This is a genomic window from Pseudomonas sp. FP597, from assembly GCF_030687435.1.
In the GTDB taxonomy this organism is placed as follows: Bacteria; Pseudomonadota; Gammaproteobacteria; order Pseudomonadales; family Pseudomonadaceae; genus Aquipseudomonas; species Aquipseudomonas lactucae.
The window spans coordinates 4,471,592-4,489,178 of record NZ_CP117432.1; the positions used below are offsets into that span (position 1 = coordinate 4,471,592).

At 59.7% G+C, this 17,587-nt stretch carries 14 protein-coding genes, 1 tRNA gene and 1 pseudogene; 7 read left to right on the forward strand and 9 right to left on the reverse strand.

All coding sequences use genetic code 11. The annotated features are described in order from the left end of the window. Window positions 1-6: 6 nt before the first annotated feature. Window positions 7-1,224, reverse strand: coding sequence for an MFS transporter (locus PSH66_RS20370; protein ID WP_305427551.1), 1,218 nt, complete (start codon window positions 1,222-1,224; stop codon window positions 7-9). A 121-nt stretch (window positions 1,225-1,345) separates the two neighbouring features. Between PSH66_RS20370 and PSH66_RS20375 the strand changes: the two genes are divergently transcribed. From PSH66_RS20375 to PSH66_RS20390, 4 genes are all read left to right on the forward strand, one after another. After that, window positions 1,346-1,987, forward strand: coding sequence for a TetR/AcrR family transcriptional regulator (locus tag PSH66_RS20375; RefSeq protein ID WP_305427552.1), 642 nt, complete (start codon window positions 1,346-1,348; stop codon window positions 1,985-1,987). A gap of 88 nt (window positions 1,988-2,075) precedes the next feature. Further along, window positions 2,076-2,597 carry a sigma-70 family RNA polymerase sigma factor gene (locus tag PSH66_RS20380; protein WP_078825514.1) on the forward strand — a complete coding sequence of 174 codons (522 nt, stop codon included), beginning with the start codon at window positions 2,076-2,078 and terminating at the stop codon, window positions 2,595-2,597. Continuing rightward, window positions 2,594-3,544 (forward strand): FecR family protein, encoded by a 951-nt coding sequence (locus PSH66_RS20385; RefSeq protein ID WP_305427553.1) that lies wholly within the window; start codon window positions 2,594-2,596, stop codon window positions 3,542-3,544. Before PSH66_RS20380 ends, PSH66_RS20385 begins: the two co-directional genes overlap by 4 nt. 75 nt (window positions 3,545-3,619) lie before the next feature. Then, entirely contained in the window at window positions 3,620-6,031 is a 2,412-nt protein-coding gene (locus PSH66_RS20390; protein ID WP_305427554.1) for a TonB-dependent siderophore receptor, read from the forward strand. A gap of 82 nt (window positions 6,032-6,113) precedes the next feature. Here PSH66_RS20390 and PSH66_RS20395 read toward each other — a convergent pair whose 3' ends face one another. The 5 genes from PSH66_RS20395 to PSH66_RS20415 all read right to left on the reverse strand — a co-directional run bounded on the left by PSH66_RS20395 (window position 6,114) and on the right by PSH66_RS20415 (window position 13,306). Continuing rightward, window positions 6,114-6,572 (reverse strand): Hsp20 family protein, encoded by a 459-nt coding sequence (locus tag PSH66_RS20395; RefSeq protein WP_003175198.1) that lies wholly within the window; start codon window positions 6,570-6,572, stop codon window positions 6,114-6,116. 123 nt (window positions 6,573-6,695) lie between these two features. Then, window positions 6,696-8,549 (reverse strand): ABC transporter ATP-binding protein, encoded by a 1,854-nt coding sequence (locus tag PSH66_RS20400; RefSeq protein WP_003175199.1) that lies wholly within the window; start codon window positions 8,547-8,549, stop codon window positions 6,696-6,698. 268 nt (window positions 8,550-8,817) lie between these two features. Beyond that, window positions 8,818-9,471, reverse strand: coding sequence for an RraA family protein (locus PSH66_RS20405; RefSeq protein WP_305427555.1), 654 nt, complete (start codon window positions 9,469-9,471; stop codon window positions 8,818-8,820). Between the two features lie 27 nt (window positions 9,472-9,498). Beyond that, window positions 9,499-10,554 carry a D-isomer specific 2-hydroxyacid dehydrogenase family protein gene (locus tag PSH66_RS20410; RefSeq protein WP_003175202.1) on the reverse strand — a complete coding sequence of 352 codons (1,056 nt, stop codon included), beginning with the start codon at window positions 10,552-10,554 and terminating at the stop codon, window positions 9,499-9,501. A gap of 64 nt (window positions 10,555-10,618) precedes the next feature. Continuing rightward, a complete protein-coding gene (locus tag PSH66_RS20415) occupies window positions 10,619-13,306 on the reverse strand; it encodes a phosphoenolpyruvate carboxylase (RefSeq protein WP_305427556.1) in 2,688 nt (895 codons plus the stop codon). A gap of 1,036 nt (window positions 13,307-14,342) precedes the next feature. Between PSH66_RS20415 and PSH66_RS20420 the strand changes: the two genes are divergently transcribed. Together PSH66_RS20420 and PSH66_RS20425 are read left to right on the forward strand one after the other, a co-directional pair. After that, entirely contained in the window at window positions 14,343-14,585 is a 243-nt protein-coding gene (locus PSH66_RS20420; protein ID WP_042945061.1) for a BrnT family toxin, read from the forward strand. A 3-nt stretch (window positions 14,586-14,588) separates the two neighbouring features. Then, window positions 14,589-14,957, forward strand: coding sequence for a BrnA antitoxin family protein (locus PSH66_RS20425; protein ID WP_305427557.1), 369 nt, complete (start codon window positions 14,589-14,591; stop codon window positions 14,955-14,957). Window positions 14,958-15,011: 54 nt separating this feature from the next. On the opposite strand, the pseudogene PSH66_RS20430 reads toward PSH66_RS20425, so the two are convergent. The 3 genes and pseudogenes from PSH66_RS20430 to PSH66_RS20440 all read right to left on the reverse strand — a co-directional run. Then, a pseudogene (locus PSH66_RS20430) lies at window positions 15,012-15,149 on the reverse strand (ParA family protein); the annotation flags it as partial. 122 nt (window positions 15,150-15,271) lie between these two features. Then, window positions 15,272-15,347: transfer RNA gene (locus tag PSH66_RS20435), tRNA-Asn, on the reverse strand. Window positions 15,348-15,406: 59 nt separating this feature from the next. Further along, the gene (locus PSH66_RS20440) at window positions 15,407-16,303 is read right to left on the reverse strand and encodes a LysR family transcriptional regulator (protein ID WP_141063245.1); all 897 of its coding nucleotides are present in this window, start codon (window positions 16,301-16,303) and stop codon (window positions 15,407-15,409) included. 102 nt (window positions 16,304-16,405) lie between these two features. Here PSH66_RS20440 and lldD point away from each other — a divergent pair, with 102 nt between their 5' ends. After that, the gene (lldD, locus tag PSH66_RS20445) at window positions 16,406-17,548 is read left to right on the forward strand and encodes an FMN-dependent L-lactate dehydrogenase LldD (protein ID WP_003175207.1); all 1,143 of its coding nucleotides are present in this window, start codon (window positions 16,406-16,408) and stop codon (window positions 17,546-17,548) included. The last annotated feature ends 39 nt before the right edge of the window (window positions 17,549-17,587 follow it).

Sequence of the window (17,587 nt, forward strand, 5' to 3'; positions counted from 1 at the left end):
CTCGGCTCAATGCCCCACCGCCGCCGGCCCATCGGCAGAGCGTTTTCCCGGTTTGAAGCCATGGGCCCGCGCCGTCCACACAATGCACAGCGCCACGCCGACCAACACCAGCATCGCCCACGCAAACGCCGCTACCCCCCAGGTGTCCAGCAACACTCCCCCCAGCACGCCACTGCCGGCGATTGCGCTGTTCCACGCGACTACGTTCAGCGATAACGCCACATCCGCCCCATCGCCCGCCGCATCCGCCAGCGCGGTTTGCAACAACGTGGCGGCGCCGCCGAAGCTCAGGCCCCAGACCGCCACACCGAGGTAGATCATCTCAGGCCTTGATCCCAACGAGCCGAACACCCCACTGACCAGCGCGAACGTCGCCAGGCTCACCAACACGGTGCGGCGCAGCAAAGGCTCGACCAACCGAGCGGTGATCCAGATGCCCGCCAATGCGGCGATCCCGAACACCAGCAACACCAGGTCCACACGCTCGGCCAACCCTGCTTGCGCCACGAACGGTGCGATGTAGGTGTACAACATGTTGTGCGCCAGCATCCAACTGATCACCACCGCCAGCACCGGGAGCACGCCGGGGGTGGTCAGCACTCTACCCAGCGACAGCCGTTGGTGCGCGGGTTGTGGCGCGTAGTCCGGCACTTTCACCAGCACCCACACGATCAATATCAGGGTCAGCCCCGACATCAGGCCAAAGGTGGTTCGCCAGCCCACCAGCCCGCCCAGCCAAGTGCCCAATGGTACGCCCAGCGACAGCGCAATCGGCGTGCCGACCATCGCCATCGCCAGCGCCCTGCCCTGTTGATGGGGCGCGACCATGCGCCGGGCGTAACCGGCCAACAGGCTCCAGGCCAACCCTGCCGCGACACCGGCAAAAAAACGCGCCACCAGGGTCACGCCATAGTGGGAGGACAACGCCGTAATCGAGTTGAACAGCAAAAAACCGACGATGGTCAGCAGCAGCACATTGCGCCGACGCCAGCCACGGGTGGCGATGGTCATGGGGATCACTGCCAGCACCGAACCCAGCGCATAGGCCGTGACCATCTGCCCGGCCATCGACGGCGAAATCGCCAGGCCTTCGCTGATCAACGGCAACAGACCGGCGGGCAGGGTTTCGGTGACGATGCAAATGAAGCCGGTCATGGCCAGCGCGAGCAAGGCGCCGACGGGCAAGCGTTCGGACGAGGCCGATAAAGTCAGTGAGGGGGTCACGGGAGGCTCCTTGAAGACAACTTAAATACTGATCGATACAAATGTTGCAGGCGAACATGACGCGTTGTCAACGACTTATGTATCGACTAGTATTTATCTCGCTTTCCAGAGGAGACTTCACATGGCACAAATGGGCCGCCCGCGTAATTTTGATCGTGAACAGGCCGTGGAACAGGCACTGCACCTGTTCTGGCAGCACGGCTACGACGCCACTTCCCTCGCCCAGCTCAAGGCCGGACTGGGCGGCGGCATTTCCGCGCCGAGTTTTTACGCCGCGTTCGGCTCCAAGGAAGCGTTGTTCGAAGAGTGCGTGCAGCGTTACTTGGCAACCTACGCCCGAGTCACCGAATGCCTGTGGGATGAATCCCTATTGCCACGCCAAGCCGTGGAAACCGCGCTGCGTCAATCGGCGCGCATGCAATGCGAAGACGGCCATCCCAAGGGCTGCATGGTGGCACTCGGCGTGATGAGTGCGCCAAGCCCGGAAAACGCGCGGGTGGCGGATGCGTTGACGCAGTCGCGGCTGCGCACGCGGGCGGGGATCGTGGCGTGTGTGGCGCGGGCGGTGCGCCTGGGCCAGCTGCCAGCAGCGACCCAGGCGACGGTAATGGCGACGGTGTTCGATAGTTTCTTGCAGGGCGTTTCGATACTGGCCCGCGATGGCGTGCCGCACGCAACCATCGACGCGGCGATCAGCCAACTCTTGCTGACGTGGGATGTTGCCGCGTCCATCACGCCTCCGTTATCGCACTCGAAGGCTTAAATACACAATCAGTGCCAGCCACGCTTGCTTTCGTTGATGGCACACCGCTAATCTTGCGAATAATTCTTATCCGCAGACTTAACCTTCCATGTCGGCCAGCGACCTTTCCTTGAACCAGGCCGTCCATGTGCTCTACACCGAGCACCATGGCTGGTTGTTCGGCTGGCTGAGAAAAAAACTCGGTTGCCCGCATAACGCCGCGGATCTCTCCCACGACACCTTTATGCGAATCCTCGCTTCACGCGACGCATTGGGCGCCATTCGCGAACCGCGAGCGTTCCTGACGACCACGGCGCGCCACCTGATCATCGACCGCGCGCGCCGCCGTCAGTTGGAAGACACCTACCTGCGCGAACTGGCGTTAACCATTGAGATGATGGAACAGTGTCAGCAGTCACCGGAACAGATCCTGGTCACCCTTGAAGCACTGGAGCAGATCACCTTTGTACTCGACGGCATGGCCCTGAATGCACGTCAGGCGTTTCTGCTGTACTTCCTCGAAGGCCTGCGCCAAAGCGACATCGCCCACCGCCTGGGGATCTCCGAGCGCATGGTGCGCAAGCATCTGATGAACGCCTTGCTGCACTGCCACCACGCGCTGGACGTATGAGCAGCGACCTCGATCAACAGGCCGCCAACTGGGTGATTCGTCTGAATGAAGGCCACCTCAGCGCGCGCGAGCAACAGCAGTTCGAACGCTGGAAGGCCGCCGACCCACGGCACGCGGCGGCGTTCGAGCGTCTGCAAGGGTTCGTCGGGCGCTTGCAGACATTGCGTCCGCAACAGACGCCGGTACAGGCCGCACTGGAAGCCGCCCGGGTCCGCCGGCGCAACCCGGCCGGCCGGGTGCTGCTGGGCCTGTTGCTGGCATTGCCGGTGGCCCTGGCGCTGCGGGCCTACCCGCCGAGCTACCTGTTGGCCGACCAGCGCACCGCGCCAGCGCAGTGGCAGCGGGTCAACCTGGAGGACGGCTCGCAACTGATCCTCAGCGGCAACAGCGCGGTGGACCTGACCTACGATCACCTGCAACGCCAGGTGCGCTTGCTGCGCGGTGAAATCCTGGTGCAAGTGGCCCACGATGCCAAGAGGCCGTTTGTGGTGGTAACCGACGACGGCCAGATGCGCGCCCTCGGCACGCGTTTCACGGTCAAACGCGAAGCATCGGGTACGCTGCTGACGATGCTTGAATCAACGGTCGCAGCCTCCGACGCCGGCCATCACGACACCGTAAATATCCACGCAGGCGAGCAGGCGAACATCACGCCGAACGCGGTGAAACGCCTGGGCACAGTGGACCCGCGCAGCACGAACGACGCGTGGCAACACCATCAGTTGGTGGTCCAGGACCGGCCGTTGCCTGAGGTACTCGACGAACTGTCGCGCCAATACGGCGGCCATGTGCAGTTCAATCGCGAGCAACTGGGCGACCTGCGCGTATCCGCTGTTTTGCCGTTGGATAACCCGCGCCGCGCCCTGCAATTGATTGCCGATGGGCTGCCGGTGCGTATCCGTGCGTTCAGCCCATTGTGGTTGCAGATTGAGCGCCACGAAAAATAATCTCGCATGCAGGGTTCCGCTTTTCGGCACTGCCCCGTCAAGGAAGAAAGCACCTCAATCACAGGAATGTCTTCCATGCCGCGCCATTTCAAGCGTTCTCCCTTGCCCCTCGCCCTGGCGATCAACCTGGTGGGCGTTGCCGCGCTGAGTCTGGGCCTGTGCAGCCAGGCCACCGCGCAAGAGGCGGCGCGTTATGCCATCGCCGCAGGGCCGCTCGGTCCGGCGCTGAACCTGTTCGCCCAGCAGGCCCATGTAGCGTTGCTGTTCGACAGCAAAACCGTCGCCGGTTTGAACACCGCCGGCCTGCGCGGTGACTTCCCGATCAACCAAGGCTTTGCCCAACTGCTGAGCGGCAGTGGCTTGCAGGCGGTACAAGGCGCCAACGGCTATGTGCTGGTGCCTGTCAACACCAGCGGCTCGCTGGAACTGGGGCCGACGTCGATCACGGGCCTCACCGAAGAGCGCAGCGCCGAGCACCTCAAAGGCTACGTGGCCACGCGCAACCTGAGCGCAACCAAGACCGACACGCCGATCATCGAAACCCCACAATCGCTGTCGGTGGTCACCAGTGACGAGATCCGCGACCGGCAATCGGAAACCCTCTCGCAAACCCTCGACCTGACGCCGGGTTTTACCAGCCAACCGACCAGTTTCAACCGTACCTCGGACCGCTTCCGCATTCGCGGTTTCGATGTAGAGTCGGCCACCGGCGGCTCCCTGCGAGATGGCTTGCGCCTGCAGAACAACTCGTACGATGGCGTGCAGGAACCCTATGGCCTGGAGCGCGCCGAAGTGATTCGCGGCGCGGCGTCGGTGTTGTACGGGCAACTCTCTCCCGGCGGGCTGATCAACACTGTGAGCAAACGCCCCAGTCAGACGCCTTACCATGAGCTGAACCTGCAGGCCGGGCAGAATAACCGCAAGCAACTGTCCGCCGACTTCACGGGCCCGTTGGGCGACAGCGACACCCTGAGCTACCGCCTGACCCTGCTCGACCGCAAGAGCGACACCGCCACCGACTCTATCCAGAACAACAAGGTCTATGTCGCTCCGGCCCTGACCTGGCGTCCCGACGATGACACCTCGCTGACCTTGCTGTCGTTCTATCAGAAGACCGAAACCGGCTTCTCCGCCCCCCTGCCCTATCAACTGACCAAGGGCGTGGGCAGCGGCCGGTTCCAGATCGGCCGCCACGACTTTATCGGCGAGCCGGACTACGACGAAATGAACGGCGAGATGTCGGCACTGGGCTACGAGTTCGAGCACCGTTTCGATGAGCACACGCGCATCAGCCACAAATTGCGTTACTACCAGTCGGACGTTACCTGGCGCTACCTGCAGGTCAACACTGCCGGAAGCAACATCGCCACCGCGCAGACCACCGGCCTGCTGCGTCGCCAATACAGCGACCGCGAAGAACGCTCGCGGGGCCTGGCCAGCGACACCAATATCGAAAGCAAATGGCAGTTCGGCGATTGGCAGCACACCTTCCTGCTGGGCTTCGATGGCTACGACACCAGTTACGATTCACACAATTTTCGCGGCAACGCACCGTCGTTGAACCTGGCGACCTATCAATATGGTCAGCCGGTGGTGATCAATAAAAACCCCGTCACCGACCGTGGCTCGCAGATCGACACCCTGCAAAAAGGCATCTACTTCCAGGACCAGATCAAGTTCGACGAACACTGGATCCTGCTGTTGGGCGGCCGTCACGACTGGGCGGACCAGCACACCGAACTGTTCCGCAACGGGGCCGACAGCGGCAAAAGCGATGAGGCCACCACCTGGCGTGCCGGCCTGGTGTACAAGGCCGACAATGGCCTGGCGCCCTATATCAGCTACAGCGAATCGTTCTTCCCGGTGGCTGGCACCAACAAGGCCGGCGAGAGCTTTGTTCCCACCGAAGGCAAGCAATATGAAATCGGTATCCGCTATCAGCCCGAAGGTAGCGCCACGCTGTTGAGTGCGGCGGTTTACCAGCTGGAGCAGCGCAACGTGCTGAGCCAGGACCGAACCGATATCAACTTCTCGGTGCAGGTCGGCGAGGTGCGCTCCCGTGGCTTCGAACTGGAAGCCAAGACCGAAGTCACGCCCAACCTCAGCCTGATCGCGTCCTACGCCTACATCGACGCGCGCATCACACAAAGCGATATCGCCAGCGAAATCGGCCAACGCAGTGAAGACACGCCCTACCACCAAGCCGCGCTCTGGGCCGACTACCGCCTGGCGGCACTAGGCGTACCGCAACTGCGCATCGGCGGCGGTGCGCGCTACAAGGGCACCACCCAGGCCTCCGGCGTGCCCTCCGCGATGCCCGCCTACACCCTGTATGACGCCCGTGCCAGTTATGAGATCGACGAACATTGGGAGGTTGCGGTCAACGCCAACAACGTGACCAACAAGCGCTATACCTACTGCGAGTTTGCGATTTGCCGGTATGGCGATGAGCGGCAGCTGGTCAGTTCGTTGACCTATCGCTGGTAATCCGGGCGGGGATGAACACCGTTAATCATCAATAGCCCAAATAATAAAGGCGCTCCGAAGAGCGCCTTTATTCATCGCGGCATTACTGCTCGCTGATGGATTTCACCTCAGCCTTGGCCGCACCCCCAATCGCGATGCGCTTAGGCTTCGCTTCCTCCGGTACAACCCTGAGCAGATCAATGCTCAGCAAGCCGTTGGACAGCTGCGCGCCCTGCACTTCGATGTGGTCGACCAGGCGGAACGACAGGCGGAACGCGCGCTGAGCGATACCCTGGTGCAGGTAGGTGATGTTTTCATCGTGTTCACGCTTGCCGCCGGCGACGGTCAACACACCTTTTTCCACCTGGATCTCCAGGTCCTCCTCCACCAGGCCGGCAGCCGCGATGACGATCCGGTAATGATCGTCGCCGTGCTTTTCGACGTTGTGAGGGGGATACGTGGTACCGGCCTCGCTGCGAAGCGCCGATTCGAAAAGGTCGTTGAACCGATCAAAGCCTACGGAATGACGGAACAGTGGGGCCAAAGAAAGCGTAGTAGCCATTGCAAAATCTCCTGAGTTTTCTCCAAGTGATTTAATACGCGACCCGGATTCGGCATCGCGTAAAACCTAAGTAGGTTCAGGGGAAAAAATTTCAAGCGGTGCACCCAAAAATTTTTTAAAGGGCTACTCCACGGTCTCGGTCACGCCCTGGTCCTCCCCCAGAAACCCGCCGCTTTGGTGATGCCACAGGCGCGCATACACCCCGTTTTTCGCCAACAGTTCAGCGTGGGTGCCTTGTTCGATGATGCAGCCGTTATCCATGACGATCAGCCTGTCCATGGCCGCAATCGTCGACAACCGATGGGCAATGGCGATCACGGTCTTGCCTTGCATCATGTCATCGAGACTTTCCTGGATGGCGACTTCGACTTCCGAGTCCAGCGCGCTGGTGGCCTCGTCCAACAGCAGGATCGGCGCATTTTTTAGCATGACCCGCGCAATCGCGACGCGTTGCCGCTGGCCGCCCGACAGCTTGATACCGCGCTCGCCCACCAGGGTGTCGTAGCCGCTATGGCCTTGCTTGTCGCTCAGTTGGCTGATGAACCCATCGGCCTGGGCATTGGCGGCGGCGCGGCGGATCTGTTCGTCGGTCGCATCGGGGCGGCCATAGGCGATGTTGTCGCCAATGGAGCGATGCAGCAGGGACGTGTCCTGAGTGACCATGCCGATGGCGCTGCGCAGGCTGTCCTGGGTGACGTGCGCGATGTTTTGCCCATCGATATAAATCGCGCCCTTGTCCACGTCATAGAAGCGCAACAGCAGGTTGATGAGCGTGGATTTCCCGGCGCCGGAGCGCCCCACCAGCCCGATCTTTTCGCCTGGGCGAATGCTCAGGCTGAGGCCGTCGAGCACCTGGCGTTCGCCGTTGTAATTGAAACTCACGTTGTCGAAGGTCACTGCACCGCCCGTGGTAACCAGCACGCCGGCATCCGGCGCATCCTGTACCTTGGGGCCGCGGGCCAGGGTTTCCATACCGTCCTGCACGGTGCCGATGTTCTCGAACAACGCGGTCATCTGCCACATGATCCAGTGCGACATGCCGTTGATGCGCAACGCCATGGCAATGATCGCCGCCACGGCACCGGTGCCGACTTCGCCCTGGTGCCACATCCACAGGGCATAACCGCCTGCGCCCATGATCAACCCGACCACCAGCGCCTGGTTGACGATCTCGAATTGGCTGACCAGGCGCATCTGGCGAAAGCCGGTCTGCTTGAAATCCTCCATCGCCGCGCGGGCGAAATGGGCTTCACGTTTCGAGTGGGAGAACAGCTTCACCGTGGTGATGTTGGTGTAGGCATCCGAGATCCGCCCGGTCATCGACGAGCGCGCATTGGCCTGCTCCTGGCCGACCTTGCCAAGACGCGGCACGAAGTACCCCATGGCAAGGCCGAACAACGCCAGCCACGCAATGAACGGCAGCATCAGCTTGGGATCGAAACCGCCGGCCAGTGTGATGATTGCGATGAAGTACACACCGATGCCGGGGGCGATCTCGATCAGGGTGAACAAGACCTCGCGCACGGACAGCGCGGTCTGCATCACCTTGGTCGTGACCCGGCCGGAAAACTCATCGGAAAAAAACGAAAGGCTTTGTCGCAGCATCAGCCGGTGAAAATCCCAGCGCAGGCGCAACGGCAGGTTAATCGCCAATACCTGGTGCTGCACCATCGTACGCAACGCCACCAACCCGATACTCGTCACCAGTACGATGCCAATGCCCCACAACACCCGACTTTCCTGCCCGGCCGCTTCGCCGCCGGCCTGCCAGGTCGACAGCAGGTCCACCACTTGCCCGAGAAAAGAAAACAGCCACGCTTCGTAGATCGACACACTTGCACTGAGCAAGGCGAGCGCAAGGACATAACCGCGCGCACCGCGTGTGCAGGCCCACAGGAACCGCGCCAGCCCCTCAGGCGGCGGCGGTGCTTCGTCGGGAGGGAAAGGGTCGAGCCGTCGTTCAAATAGGCCAAGCATGGAGTTCTCCAAAACAATCCAGTTGGGAGATTCTGGCATTTAACGGCGGCGTTGAGGGTTTTGCGGGGGAGTAAAGGTTATTCGGATCAGAGCCTTTTGCAGGTTGGAGGAAAATAGGGGGCAGAGCCTGAGGAGTCCCCGATTTTATTCTTAGAGCACGCAGATTGTGGATAGTGTGGTGGGAACGACATAAACGTTTGAAGGTGCCCCTGCCCCCCGGCCAGCATCAACTGAAGCCGCACCCGCTGCGGCTTCTGTCGTTGGCCAGTCAGCGGCGCGGAGTCTGCAAGGCGTGGTAGCCGTAATCGGCGCGAGCTTTGCGTAAAGGAACGCCCGCCTCGATAGCCGCACGAATATGCTCTTCGGCCTGGTGGATTTCTTCGGCCACCCCCAGCACTTGGCTCAGTGAACCGGCCGGGATCACCACCAGTCCATCACCATCGCCGCGCAACCAATCATCGGGTTGTACCCGCACGCCGCCCAGCGTAACGGGCGCCTGGATCGCTTCGACACGCACGCGATCCTTGCCGGTGCGCATCCAGTTACCCCGGGAAAAGATCGGGTAGTTAAGCGCCAATGCACGATCGACATCACGGCAGATACCGTCAATCACCGTCCCGGCCAATTGATTACGGGCGGCGGTAGAGGTCAGCAAATCGCCCCACACGGTGGTGTCGAGCCGCGCCTGGTTGTCGATCACTATCACCTGACCGGCCTCAAGGTCGTCGATGTAGTCACCCACCGAGCCGCCGTCCAGGCCAACAGGGCCGTAGCGCAGGGTCCAGGCTTTACCTGTGAGGTTGAACGACCGGTCCAGAGGCATGATGTCGGTGCACTGGCAAACGATTTTCAGGCGGTCCATCGCATCGCTGAGGTCGGTGCAACTCAGGGCGTTGATACGGGTAAAAAGAGAGGTCTGCATGATGTGGCCTTCCTTGTGTCCAGTCGGTTAACGCACGATCGCGGCGTTACTGAATGCATGGATCTTGTCGACGATCTGGCGCGATGCCGTCCTGATTGCCGTGGTGGTATTGCCGGCGATATGCGGCGTCAATTGCGCGCGGGGAATGCCGGTCAGTGGAGAGTCGAACCGGTCCTTTTCCAGGGCAAAGGTATCGATGGCGACCGCCTTGATATGCCTGGGAAACTGGCGCATGAAGGCTGCCAGTTGGTGTTCGTCAACGATCCCGCCGCGTGCGGTATTGATCAGGATTGAACCTTGGCGCATCTGCCGGAACTCGGCAGTGCCGAACAAGCCTCGGGTCAGCGTGGTTAGCGGTACGTGGATCGAAATGATGTGCGCCTCGGCCAGTAACTGCGCCAGGCTTGCTCGTCGTTCAAGCTCAAGGCTGCGCGCCACCGGTTCGGTGAAACGCTCCGACCCTGTGGCGATCACCTTGATGCCTAACGCCGCCGCCTTGCGTGCTACCTGCCGAGCAATGCTGCCGGTGCCCACCAGCCCAAGAGTGAGTTCAGCGTATTCGGAGGTAGGTGCCAAGGTGCCTTTTGCCCAATGACCTTTGTGGGTTTCAGCGTTGTAGTAATCCAGGTCGCGAGACAGAAACAGCACTTGGGCCACGACGTATTCGGCAACAGCGGCCGCGTTGGAACCCGGCGTGTTGAGTATCGCCACGCCACACTGCTCGCACTCTAGCCGATCAATATGGTTAACCCCGGCGCCTGCCTGGGCAATGGCGCGCAGTGGTGTAGACAGCGCGGGTGAGGTGGCTGCGCGAATCAGGCTGGCGCCTAAGGGGATATTCAGGCGTGTCTTGAACACGCTATAACCCCCGGCCTGATTCACGGCGGCAATAAAGTCAGGCTCGTCGTGGCAGTTAATCTCGGCATAGTGAATGCGCGTGGTGTAATGCTGCCGGATGCGGTCCTTGTCCGCGAAATAGTGCAGATTGAGGGTAACGGCCAGGCCCAGGTTAAGAAAGCGATCGACTTCCTCAAACAGCAACGGGGGCCCGGGGGCATCGAGTATCAGGGTAGTAAACGCCATTCAGTTGATCCTCTTGGAGGGTAGCGCCTGCCGATACCCAGGTTGCCCTGGATATCGGGACTGATCACCAAGTGAAATGTTGGGCGCTGGTAGGATCGACCAGACCTGCATCGGTACTGGCGGCCGCGAGGAACCCGCTGTAGAAATCATTCAGCGACGAAGACTGGATGAACTCGGGATTGCTTTTGGCGTAGATAAGAAACAACCGATAGATTCTCAGGTTCTTTTCCTTGCGGTAGACCTCTGCCTTGAGGCTAGGCCACGGGTTGAGCAAGCTGCTTTCCTTGATTTTCCATGGATCCACCCACTCGGTGCCGGTAATGGCTCTGTACACGAAGCGCTTACCTTCAATCACTTCCAGGTGCAGGCTGGCCAGCAGCTGTTCTGCCGTTCCGACTGCTTCGGTCTTCAAGGCTTCAGCCAGCGCCAGGATGTTGGCCTTCTCCGGGATGCTGCCGGTCAAGGTCAGCCAGGCGCATTTCAGGTCGGTTCGCGCGATGGCATAGGCCATACCTTTGACGTAGGTATGAAAACTCTCATCCTCGTTAAACGCCGTCGACAATTGCGCTGCCGGCTCTCGCGCAAACTGCCCGACGCCGATCAGTTCGCTGTGTAACCCACCGGCCAACAGCGCACGGGTCCAGGGAATCGCACGAATGGCATCTGGGCGGGACTCGAAAACCTTGATGTTAAAGATGCGAGAAGGCGGCCGGGTGCCCTTGGCGGTGGCCCTGACCACATCGAATCGCGCCAGGTCCCGCAGCAGGGAAGGCAGGGCTGGATGCTCGAAGAATGTCGCATGGTAGCGGCGCACCACCTCAGCCCAGCGTTGAATCCTGCCCATAACGACCTCCTCGGACGGTTGCGGCTGGGGCTCGGCGTGCATGCGGTACAACTGGCTGAGGAAGTTGACGGACTGGTTGCGGGTCAGCAGATGAGCGCGCATCTCCGCGCACCCGGCCAGCATGAAGCGGGTTTCCGGACCCTCCAGCGCACCAAACTCCTGCAAGGTCTCGGCGATCACTCCGTTACACCGTGCGTGTTCCCCGCCCATGATTACGTGGACAACCACCTCGACACCGTAGCGGGCCGCGATCCGCTTGTGCTGGTTGGCAATAGCCATGTTCAGTTTGTGCATGGCCTTGCCACCTTGTTTGCCGGTGTCGCTTGGGCCAAACGTGATGTATTGGCGGTTGCCCCGCGTTGCCAGGTGCTGGCGGTACAACGGGTTTTCGTACACCTCATGCACCGTCGCCAGCGTGCGCTCGGCACCCGCAAGGTCTTCGGGTTGCAGGGCGATGTCGATTCCGTCCCGCACCTGGGCCGCCTTCATCAGGAACAGCACCTCCAGCGCGCTGAGGGCCGAGGTGTATTCGGCGATCCCGTGGATTTTCATGCGGTCGCGATACCGATCGATCATTTCAAACCGCTCGAGCGCATTGCGCGCATCGTGCATGCGGATGTAGCTCGGGTCCTGCTCCATCAGCGCGATGTAATCCTGGCCGGCGTATTGCTGGGCTTTCTTGGTGTAAATCGACGCGGTGCGTTGCAGATAGCCTTGCCACAGGGCCGCAGGAGCCTGGGACTCGTCGCCTTCCAGCGCGACCTCAAGCGCGGCCTGGCGCGCACGCTCATCCAGCTCATGATAGTGCCGGCCCTGGCCCAGGCCGATGGTTTCCAGCCATTGGCTGGAAAGAATCTCATCGACCACGCTGCTGAACATCTCGGCGTTTTCACGAAACTCGATATCCAGGTAGTGAAAGCCAAACGCATGCACCCGCAGCAGCAAGCGGTCAATGGCGGCCGGCTGGGTAAAACGGATGCTGCCCAGTGCTTCGATCAGCTCGGCGGGCTGCTCGAAATGCTCGGGATGATCCTTGCCCAGGCGTGCGCGAATCTCTTCCAGGCGATGCCGTGCGCCGCCGTTCTTGATCAGGCTGTCGATATCAGCGATGTAGCGATTGCGCAGCGCGGTTTCCAGCGCCACGACCAGGGTTTCGGTGTGCTGGTTGGTGTCATAGGGGCGGCCATCTTTGTCGCCGTATAACCAGGTAAACAAGGTCAGCCATTTTTCCTGCGGCGCCAGGCCCAGGGCGTGATGCACGTCGGGTAACGCGTCATACACACTGTCGGCGTAAAAAATCTGCGACTCGATATCGGTGCCATTACTGCCCGACCACACGGCGTTGTACAACTCCAGCAGGAGCTGCGCAGTGGCCTGGGATTTTTTCATGCCACGGTCTTCGATGTGCTGCGCCAGTTTCTGCAAGACCAGCACGACGGAATGCTTGAGCTGGTCAGTCTCTTTGCACAGCAGCCCCAGGCTGATATTTACCCCCGACGGCGCTGCAATCAACTGCGAGTCGAGCGTGAGCAACTGACGGGGCAGGCTGGCTTGCGAAGCGATCTGGGTCGCCACACTCCTAACCGACAATTCGAACAGCAGTTGCTTGATCAGCAACAGCTTCCAGAAAGCCTCGACGTCTTTGCTGGAGCGGGATTCGAAGAACGCCTTGCCCAGGGCCGCGGCCAATTTCGAATCACCCTTATCCAGATACGACAGCGTATCGATTTCAGCATAGATCCTGAGGCAGGCACGGGCATGCGGGGTGTGGGAAGCATCATCCGTGTTGGCCTTGAGTGCGTGCTCCAGTGCTCGCCATAGAACGTCATGCAGTAGCGCGGGGTTGGTATGGCCGATTGAGGGGCGAGTTGATGCATTTTCCAGTATGGAGTTGATCACATGATTCATGGGTTCAAGCCTCGATAATTGTCAAATCCCTTGTTTGCAGTGCGCCGGACAGACACACGCAAAATCATCAATGTCCCAGGCTTAACCCACTGCGTCGCAACGAACGGAACTCACCTGTTCGCCGACAGAAAGCCCCCTTGTCGGTACCGAAAAACGGCAAAAAAAATGAAACAACTTGTTACATCTGTGAGCAATAAAACATGCTCCGAATTTTTCGACAAAAGACCTTTTTGGAATAGACAGCTAGAAAAAAATGATAGGTAGCTAATAAAAATCACAGCACTGATTCTGCTTTAGTGCCGATGTTTTTTCTAAAACCCTGATTATTCGAAATTAAATCCACCCGCCCAAAAACGCTCGCCCCGGGAAGAATCTCGCGTAGGCACAACCTGCGAGCGCAACCTAAACAATTCTTCATAAACACGACTTTATGAAAAAGCAGAGCAGGCTCATTGCCACCTCTTTATAGTAATGTTTTGCATTAAGCGCATTACCCAAGGAGTGCGCGTTGGCACTTAAAATTCGCTCTGTAAGCCCGCTTGGAAAGTGCTCGACATTTGATTGAGGTACACCAGTAAAGTCGGTGGAGCATCCTATACACCGCATACGGACGTTGTAGTCATCCCTTCAGAATGGTCATTGGCACGCGTGGCAGTGATGCAAACTCCCGCCCCCAACTTCGCCATCTCATTGTGATAATCATGCTGGGTACAACTCCGCTTTGATTGGATTCAAGCATGCGACAAACGCTATACAAATAGAGGTGCTGCGTTTAAAACTCAACGATGCTACTGGCTCAATGCCTACCACCGACCTGGACTGCCCCCTGCCAACCGGACACCAATACCTGGCGGACCCATCAAGCGTTAATGGTCCCCTGTGGGCAAAGCTGTGGGTAACGTCAGGAATCAAGGACCAAAGTTGATCGAGCCGGAGACCAGCCTTTACCTAGCGCTCGGCAGCCTTTACTGAATAGCGTATTGGGTTAGGGCAATTTTTCCCTACCCCACGCCTCTAGCCAAGGAGAGAGCAAAGCATTTCCAACCAGCGCAAGCACAGAGGCATAAGCCTTGCTGATGCAGAACCGGTGTTTTATGACGAGGCAGCCCTAACGCTGCAAGACCACGATCACGGAGAAGAGCGCTGGGTGATCATGGGCGCAGATGCAAAAGGACGCATATTGGTGGTGGCCTACACCTATCGCGACCCCAATTTCGTGCGCATTATCAGTACCCGGCTTGCATCCAAAAACGAACGGCGTCAGTACCTGGAGGTTTGAACCATGAAAGACGAATACGACTTCAGCAACGCCAAGCGCGGCGCTATCGCCAGCAATAAAGGAAAAACCCGCATCACCATCATGCTGGACGATGCAGTGATCGAAGCTGCCCGTGAACGTGCGGAAAATGCCGGTACCGGCTATCAGACTGTGATCAACAACTTGCTGCGACAGACGTTGGTTTCCCAGGACGCACATAACCTCGCGCCTGCTTCGAAGAAACAAGCCAAAACCCTGCAAGTCATCAACAATCGCATCAGCGTGTCAGAGGTCGAAGCGCTGGAGCAGCAGTTGATAGCTGTCCCGGGAGAATTGAATCGGATGTTTGGAAATCCCAAACCGACCAGATCAAAAGACAAATCCGTCCTGTAACCACGACCACTCTGCCAGATATACGACAGTATTCATCAGGCTCCTCCAGGGACTCGAGGACAGTGACGGCTGGTTATCGAGATCGATCAACAGTGTACGAATACCTGCATCGGCGCAGAACGCGCCCAGATTGACGCCTACCGTGGTTTTACCCGGCCCGCCTTTGGTTGAAACGACTGCAGCGACTTTCATGATATTGACCTCGAAATCGTAGGATTTGAGATGCATTCATGCGGGTCACGCTGTGCGCTTTGATCGCCCCGAGAAATTCAGGGAAAAAAAAAAGCCTGCATCGCTGCAGGCTTTTCCCTATCTGGCTCCACGACCTGGACTCGAACCAGGGACCCAATGATTAACAGTCATTTGCTCTACCAACTGAGCTATCGCGGAATGCGCCGTATGTTACTGATTAAAAAGGATAAGTCAAGCACCCTTCGGCATTTTACCGTTCAAGCCGGATGACTGGTTGGAAGCAGCTGCTCCTTGGCCAGCTCCAGCCAGGCCAGTGCGGCCGGTGGCAGGTGTGCGCTGGCGCGCCAGGCCAGGGCGATGTGCCAGTCGGTGTGGGGCTCGTCCAGGGGGATCAGGGCGATACCTGCGTGTTGATGCTTGTGGGCCAGCATGCGGGGCAGGAAGGCAACGCCGAGCCCGGCTGACACTAGGTCAACGATAAAGTCGATTTGCCCGCTGCGGGCGGTGACTCGCGGGCTGACGCCTTTGCGCTCGCAGGCGGCGAGGATCTTGGCGTTGAGCGCGAAGCCGGCTTCGAAAAGGATGAAGGGCGAATCCGCCAGGTCGGTGAAATCGATCCGCTGGCGCCGGGCCAGAGCGTGGCTCATGGGCAGCACGGCCATCAGTGGTTCGTTGCGCACCGGCTGGTAATCAAAGCCTTCATCCGTCGGCAACAACAGCGCCGCCAGGTCGACCTCACCCGCTTCCAGGCATTCGCGCAGTTTTTTGCTGCCGTACTCGGTCAGTTCGATCTCGATATCCGGGTAGCGGCTGCGGTAAGTGGCGAACATCGGCGCAAACAGCACGCCACAGCCCACCGGCGGCAAGCCGATACGCAACACGCCGCGCTTGAAGCCGCGCAGTTCGTTGATCTCGGCGAACAGATCATTCTGTTCGGCAAGCAATACCAGGGCACGACGGTAGGTAATTTCGCCGGCAGCCGTCAGTTCGTTACGGTGACCGAGACGATTGAGCAGCGGCATACCCAGTTCATCCTCCAGGGTCTTGACGGCCTTGCTCACCGAGGATTGAGTCAACGACACCACTTCGGCCGCCTGGGAGAAACCACCCTGGCGCACCACTTCGACAAAGGCCAATAATGTCCGCAGGTTCATCGGTATTCCCTTGGCGACTGGATACTAGTGATAAAAGTTGTTTTTATCATGCCAGATATTTGCCTATCTTTGAGCCACCCTTGCCCTGCCGAGACCCCATCCATGATTATTTCGTCCGCCGCCGATTACCGCGCCGCCGCCCGGCGTAAGCTGCCGCGCTTCCTGTTCGATTACATCGACGGCGGTGCCTACGCCGAACACACCTTGCGTGCGAACAGTTCGGACCTGGCCGATATCAGCCTGCGCCAGCGCATCCTGCGCAATGTCGATAACCTGAGTCTCAAGACCACCTTGTTCGGTCAGGAACTCGCCATGCCAGTGGTTCTCAGCCCGGTGGGCCTGACCGGCATGTACGCGCGACGTGGCGAAGTGCAAGCGGCGAAGGCGGCGGCGGCCCAAGGCATTGCGTTTTGCCTGTCAACGGTCTCGGTGTGCCCGATTGAAGAAGTGGCTTCGCAAAGCCCACAGTCGATCTGGTTCCAGCTGTATGTGCTCAAGGACCGTGGTTTCATGCGCAATGCGCTGGAACGCGCCCAGGCCGCCGGCGTGACCACGCTGGTGTTTACCGTGGACATGCCCACGCCTGGCGCGCGCTACCGCGATGCCCATTCGGGGATGTCCGGCCCTTACGCGGCGCAGCGGCGCATGCTGCAAGCCATCACCAAACCACAATGGGCGTTCGATGTGGGCTTGATGGGACGCCCGCACGACTTGGGCAATATCTCCAAATACCTCGGCAAACCTACCCACCTGGCAGACTATATCGGCTGGCTGGCGAACAACTTCGACCCTTCGATCAGTTGGAAGGACCTGGAGTGGATCCGCGAATTCTGGAAAGGCCCGATGATCATCAAGGGCATCCTCGACCCCCAGGATGCCAAGGACGCGGTGAGTTTCGGCGCCGATGGCATCGTGGTGTCCAACCATGGCGGCCGGCAACTGGATGGCGTGCTGTCCACCGCCAAGGCGTTGCCACCAATCGCCGAGGCGGTGGGTGATGACCTGGCGGTATTGGTGGACTCCGGCATTCGTTCAGGGCTGGACGTGGTGCGCATGCTCGCCCTGGGCGCCAAAGCCTGCCTGCTGGGCCGCGCGCCCTCCTACGCGCTGGCCGCCGACGGCCAACGCGGCGTGGAGAACTTGTTGGATATCTTTGCCAAGGAAATGCGCGTGGCGATGACGCTGACCGGTGTGACGTCAATTGATCAGATCGATCACACCACACTGGTTCAAACAGCCAAATAACTGACGTCGGTATTGCCCGACCGTTGTTTAATTTAAAAA